4 protein-coding genes and 2 rRNA genes are annotated in these 5,999 nt (G+C 56.7%); all 6 read right to left on the bottom strand.

What is annotated here, in order from left to right; all coding sequences use genetic code 11:
- Positions 1 to 79: 79 nt before the first annotated feature.
- The 6 genes from CFB82_RS00090 to CFB82_RS00060 all read right to left on the bottom strand — a co-directional run bounded on the left by CFB82_RS00090 (position 80) and on the right by CFB82_RS00060 (position 5,977).
- Positions 80 to 427 (bottom strand): hypothetical protein, encoded by a 348-nt coding sequence (locus tag CFB82_RS00090; protein WP_256990263.1) that lies wholly within the window; start codon positions 425 to 427, stop codon positions 80 to 82.
- A 100-nt stretch (positions 428 to 527) separates the two neighbouring features.
- Positions 528 to 1,301, bottom strand: a complete 774-nt coding sequence (istB, locus tag CFB82_RS00085; RefSeq protein ID WP_089483148.1) for an IS21-like element ISBcen13 family helper ATPase IstB — start codon at positions 1,299 to 1,301, stop codon at positions 528 to 530.
- Positions 1,298 to 2,326 (bottom strand): IS21 family transposase, encoded by a 1,029-nt coding sequence (gene istA, locus CFB82_RS00080; RefSeq protein WP_089483147.1) that lies wholly within the window; start codon positions 2,324 to 2,326, stop codon positions 1,298 to 1,300. Before istA ends, istB begins: the two co-directional genes overlap by 4 nt.
- A 50-nt stretch (positions 2,327 to 2,376) precedes the next feature.
- On the bottom strand, positions 2,377 to 2,613 hold the full coding sequence (locus tag CFB82_RS00070) for a hypothetical protein (protein ID WP_256990262.1): 237 nt from the start codon (positions 2,611 to 2,613) through the stop codon (positions 2,377 to 2,379).
- 215 nt (positions 2,614 to 2,828) lie between these two features.
- Positions 2,829 to 2,941, bottom strand: a 5S ribosomal RNA gene (gene rrf / locus CFB82_RS00065).
- A gap of 154 nt (positions 2,942 to 3,095) precedes the next feature.
- Positions 3,096 to 5,977 (bottom strand): 23S ribosomal RNA (locus tag CFB82_RS00060).
- Positions 5,978 to 5,999 lie beyond the last annotated feature (22 nt).

The raw sequence follows: 5,999 nt of genomic DNA, 5'->3' as shown, positions 1-5,999 counted from the left end.
CATGCCATGCGGCCCATCATGTCTCGCGCTCAACTGCAGTGCATTTCTTCTCGCCGAACGCGCGACACCTGCCGCTGTCTCACGCCGAATATCTCGCGACGCCGATTCTCGTACAGGTCGCGACATAACAGTCTCGCTCCTTCATGATGGCATCGAGCAAGTCTTTGTAACGCACGGCCATCTCACGCCCATCGCACACCAGCATGCCCTTGAGGCCCTTGCCCTGCACGTTGGCCAAGAAGTGGTCGACCAAGTGGTACGCTACCTTCTCCATACGGTCACCGGCCTGCCGCCAGCGCACGAGCAGTTCCTTCTTTAGGGCGTGCTGCCGTGCCTCGGGCTCGTTGATGAACTGGTCTTTGAACGCCTGGTCGAGGTTGGCATCGGGCGCCAGCGCCACCCAGGCGTCCTGGTACTTGATGGGCAACGTGGCCCCATCGGCCACCGCCTCGTGCAGCCGGTGTCAAACGCATTCGAAATCTGAGCCACTTCGCGCCTGATCGCGCAAAGTAAAACTGAGCCAGTCGTTACCTCTTCGATGACGAAACGTGGCCGGCTTGGCGTTGCTGTTTCAGTCTGTAGCTGTCTCCTTTGATCTGGATGATGTGGGCGTGGTGCAGGATGCGGTCGAGCATCGCGGCAGTCAGTGTGGTGTTGCCGCCGAAGGTTTCGTCCCACTGCGCAAACGGAAGGTTGCTGGTCAGGATCATTGACCCGCGCTCGTAGCGCTTGGCGACGATCTGGAAGAAGTGGCTAGCCTGATCACCCGAGAGCGGCAGATAGCCGATCTCGTCGACGATGAGCAACCTCGGGCCGAGAATGTTGTGCCGAAGTACGGCGTCGTATCGCTCCTGTCGGCGCGCGGCCTCGAGTTGCAACATCAGATCCGCCGCCGTGATGAACTTCGTCTTGATGCCGGCCTGTGTCGCGGCATACCCGATGGCGATCGCGAGGTGTGTCTTGCCCACACCTGACGGACCAAGCAGTACGGCGTTCTCGCCTCGCTCAATGAAGCGCAGGGTGGCAAGCTCGTCGATCGTCTTGCGCGGGGCCCCGACCGCGAAGCTGTAGTCGTAGTTATCCAGCGTCTTGATAGCGGGGAACCCCGCCATGCGCACCAATGTTTGCCGCGAACGAACTTGCCTCGTCTCTCGTTCGTGCGCGAGCGCGTTCTCCAAGAAGTCGAGGAAACTCCATTGCTTGGCCGCCGCGTCGCTGGCCAGAGCGATGTATCGGTGCATCAGTCCCTCGAGCTTCAAACTCTGGCAGTGCCCGTCGATGCGTTCCTGCTGCAGGTTCATGCGCGCACCTCGGTCAGCAATTGCTGGTAGACGGACAACGGGTGCTGGATCGACATCGTGGGGTCAACACGCGGCCGAGCGACGGCGCGAGCCGGCAATCGGGGCACCGCGTAGCCAGGCATATCGCGCAAGCAAGCCCGTTCTCGTTGTTCCAGGAGAATCGCGGGTGCCAGCCCTGTAACCGGATGCACCCGCTGATTGGCCACATCGCGCAGCCATTTACTCACCTCGACGTTTGCAGTCACGGCGTCGAGCATCAAGCCGGATTGCTTGAGCTGGCTGGCCAGCGGCACATAGAAATTGCCGCGCAGATAGCGGTGGAACCGCTCGACCTTGCCCTTGGTCTGCGCACGGTACGGTTGGCACAGTCTGGGCATGAAGCCGTACCGCTTGGCCAAGTCGAGCAACCCAGCGTGCCAGCGGTGTTGACCGTCACCATACGCATCGCGCTCGACAACGATGGTCTTGGCGTTGTCGTAAAGGATCTCGCGAGGAACGCCGCCCAAGGCTTCGAACAGCGCATGATGACAGGCGACCAGCGTCTCGGCGCGTTCATCGGTGGTGAAGCGCGCCCAGCGCCAACGACTGAAGCCGAGCGTGGCGGTGAAGGCGTAAAGCGGGTCGGCGCCTCGGCGGAAGACGACGAAATCGCACTGCATCTGCCGACCTGGCTCGGTCTCGAACCTCACGACCGGATCTGGCTTCGGCACGGACTTATGCGCGTTCATGAAAGCCTGAAGGCTTCGCAACTGGCCCTCGTAGCCGCGCGCACGCAACTCGCGCAGCAGCGCCGGCGCGGCGATGATCTCGGGTGCGGCGGCAGCCATGCGATCGAGGATGTACGCCTCGAACGCCCCGAGCTTGGTTGGCCGCGGTTCACGCGGCTTGTAGCGCGGCACCGCCTCGGCCGACAGGTACCGCGCCACCGTGTTGCGAGAAATGCCCAGGCGCCGCGCGATCTCGCGCTCCGATACGCCTTGGGCTTTGAGCACATGGATTTGCATCCACTGTTCCTTCTGGAGCATCGCCAGCCTTTGCGCGCAAAAGGCTGACTGTACTGAAAGGTGGCTCAGATTTACTTCGCGCGAAGTGGCTCATTATTACTTTGCGCCCAACACCGGTACTCGTCGATGTATTCCCCTCCGCCAAATTCGGCCAGGGTGTGTTTGTCATCGTTCAGCAGCGGGGTACCTGTAAATGCAATGAACTTAGCATTCGGCAGGCTGGCCCGCATGAAGGCAGCCAGAAAATCGTACTGACTACGGTGCGCCTCGTCCACCAGCACATAGAAGTTGGGCTTGATGCTCAGCACACGCGTTGACGCAAATGGTTCGCGGTGAGGCTGCAGGCAACTTCAACAATCGTCACAACAGACGAGAAGTTGCGTTCCGTCTTCTCCGCATCCTGCGCATCGCGAGCATCAATGCGCACAGCATGACATGCAGCCATGCCGAATACTCCGCGCACATTTCCGCCGCTGAAATGCAAAAACCCCCGCCTTTCGGGCGGGGGTTTCTGGCTTAGGGAGCCTGACGATTACCTACTTTCACACGGGAATCCGCACTATCATCGGCGTAGAGTCGTTTCACGGTCCTGTTCGGGATGGGAAGGGGTGGGACCGACTCGCTATGGTCATCAGGCAAAGAGGGTTGTTGCGCTGGCTTCGCAGCACAACCAATCTTGGAAGAAGCAGTAATTTTGAGTTGTGTGTATCACACACGAGAATCCAACTTGTCGCTTTGGATCGCGGCCGGTGCTTGCGCACGGCGCCGATCTACAAGGCAGACTTGTTATAGGATCAAGCCTTACGGGCAATTAGTATCAGTTAGCTGAACGCATTACTGCGCTTACACACCTGACCTATCAACGTCCTGGTCTCGAACGACCCTTCAAGGGGATCTAGTCCCCAGGGATATCTCATCTTAAGGCGAGTTTCCCGCTTAGATGCTTTCAGCGGTTATCTCTTCCGAACATAGCTACCCGGCGATGCCACTGGCGTGACAACCGGTACACCAGAGGTTCGTCCACTCCGGTCCTCTCGTACTAGGAGCAGCCCCCTTCAAATATCCAACGCCCACGGCAGATAGGGACCAAACTGTCTCACGACGTTTTAAACCCAGCTCACGTACCTCTTTAAATGGCGAACAGCCATACCCTTGGGACCGGCTACAGCCCCAGGATGAGATGAGCCGACATCGAGGTGCCAAACACCGCCGTCGATATGAACTCTTGGGCGGTATCAGCCTGTTATCCCCAGAGTACCTTTTATCCGTTGAGCGATGGCCCTTCCATACAGAACCACCGGATCACTATGACCTGCTTTCGCACCTGCTCGACTTGTCGGTCTCGCAGTTAAGCACGCTTATGCCATTGCACTATCAGCACGATTTCCGACCGTACCTAGCGTACCTTCGTACTCCTCCGTTACGCTTTGGGAGGAGACCGCCCCAGTCAAACTGCCTACCATGCACTGTCCCCGACCCGGATCACGGGCCAAGGTTAGAACCTCAAACAAACCAGGGTGGTATTTCAAGGACGGCTCCACCGAAACTAGCGTTCCGGTTTCATAGCCTCCCACCTATCCTACACAGATCGGTTCAAAGTCCAATGCAAAGCTACAGTAAAGGTTCATGGGGTCTTTCCGTCTAGCCGCGGGTAGATTGCATCATCACAAACACTTCAACTTCGCTGAGTCTCGGGAGGAGACAGTGTGGCCATCGTTACGCCATTCGTGCAGGTCGGAACTTACCCGACAAGGAATTTCGCTACCTTAGGACCGTTATAGTTACGGCCGCCGTTTACCGGGACTTCAATCAAGAGCTTGCACCCCATCATTTAATCTTCCGGCACCGGGCAGGCGTCACACCCTATACGTCCACTTTCGTGTTTGCAGAGTGCTGTGTTTTTATTAAACAGTCGCAGCCACCAGTTTATTGCAACCCCTTCACCCTCCTGGCGCAGGCCAGTCAAGCTACAAGGGCGTACCTTATCCCGAAGTTACGGTACCAATTTGCCGAGTTCCTTCTCCCGAGTTCTCTCAAGCGCCTTAGAATACTCATCTCGCCCACCTGTGTCGGTTTGCGGTACGGTCATCGTTAGACTGAAGCTTAGAGGCTTTTCTTGGAACCACTTCCAATTGCTTCGCTCCCTAAGGAGCTCGCGCCACACCCTTGAATTACGCACCCGGATTTGCCTAAGTGCCTTCTCCAATGCAGCGACCGGGACTTCCAACACCCGGACAACCTTCCGCGATCCGTCCCCCCATCGCATCTAACAATGGTGCAGGAATATTGACCTGCTTCCCATCAGCTACGCATTTCTGCCTCGCCTTAGGGGCCGACTCACCCTACGCCGATGAACGTTGCGTAGGAAACCTTGGGCTTACGGCGAGGGGGCCTTTCACCCCCTTTATCGCTACTCATGTCAGCATTCGCACTTCCGATACCTCCAGCACGCTTTTCAACGCACCTTCGCAGGCTTACGGAACGCTCTCCTACCATGCGTGCTAAGCACGCATCCGCAGCTTCGGTATATAGCTTAGCCCCGTTACATCTTCCGCGCAGGACGACTCGATCAGTGAGCTATTACGCTTTCTTTAAAGGGTGGCTGCTTCTAAGCCAACCTCCTGACTGTTTTAGCCTTCCCACTTCGTTTCCCACTTAGCTATATTTGGGGACCTTAGCTGGCGGTCTGGGTTGTTTCCCTCTTGACACCGGACGTTAGCACCCGATGTCTGTCTCCCGTGATTGCACTCTTCGGTATTCGGAGTTTGCTATGGCGGGGTAATCTGCAATAGACCCCCCAACCATGACAGTGCTCTACCCCCGAAGGTGAGACACGAGGCACTACCTAAATAGTTTTCGGAGAGAACCAGCTATTTCCAAGTTTGTTTAGCCTTTCACCCCTATCCACAGCTCATCCCCTAACTTTTCAACGTTAGTGGGTTCGGACCTCCAGTACGTGTTACCGCACCTTCATCCTGGCCATGGATAGATCACTTGGTTTCGGGTCTACGCCCAGCAACTGAACGCCCTATTCGGACTCGCTTTCGCTACGCCTGCCCTATACGGTTAAGCTTGCTACTGAACGTAAGTCGCTGACCCATTATACAAAAGGTACGCCGTCACCCCTTACGAGGCTCCGACTGTTTGTATGCATGCGGTTTCAGGATCTATTTCACTCCCCTCCCGGGGTTCTTTTCGCCTTTCCCTCACGGTACTGGTTCACTATCGGTCGATCACGAGTATTTAGCCTTGGAGGATGGTCCCCCCATCTTCAGACAGGATTTCACGTGTCCCGCCCTACTTGTCGCACACCTAGTTCTTTCATACTGTTTTCGCCTACAGGGCTATCACCTGCTATGGCCGCACTTTCCAGAGCGTTCGGCTAACAATACAAATAAAGAGTGCAAGGCTCATCCCATTTCGCTCGCCACTACTTTGGGAATCTCGGTTGATTTCTTTTCCTGCGGTTACTTAGATGTTTCAGTTCACCGCGTTCGCTTCACATGGCCTATGTATTCAGCCATGGATACTCCAAAAGGAGTGGGTTTCCCCATTCGGACATCTACGGATCAAAGCTCGTTTGCCAGCTCCCCGTAGCTTTTCGCAGGCTACCGCGTCCTTCATCGCCTGTGATCGCCAAGGCATCCACCACATGCACTTGTTCGCTTGACCCTATAACGAGTCTGTCTCGTTA

This window comes from Burkholderia sp. HI2714, assembly GCF_002223085.1.
GTDB classification, from domain to species: domain Bacteria; phylum Pseudomonadota; class Gammaproteobacteria; order Burkholderiales; family Burkholderiaceae; genus Burkholderia; species Burkholderia lata_D.
This window is presented reverse-complemented; position numbering and strand designations above follow the sequence as displayed.

What these genes read in the sequence shown, in the direction of transcription:
- istB (WP_089483148.1), bottom strand. Translation starts at nt 1,301, where the DNA reads ATGAACCTGCAGCAGGAACGCATCGACGGGCACTGCCAGAGTTTGAAG.
- istA (WP_089483147.1), bottom strand. Translation starts at nt 2,326, where the DNA reads ATGCTCCAGAAGGAACAGTGGATGCAAATCCATGTGCTCAAAGCCCAA.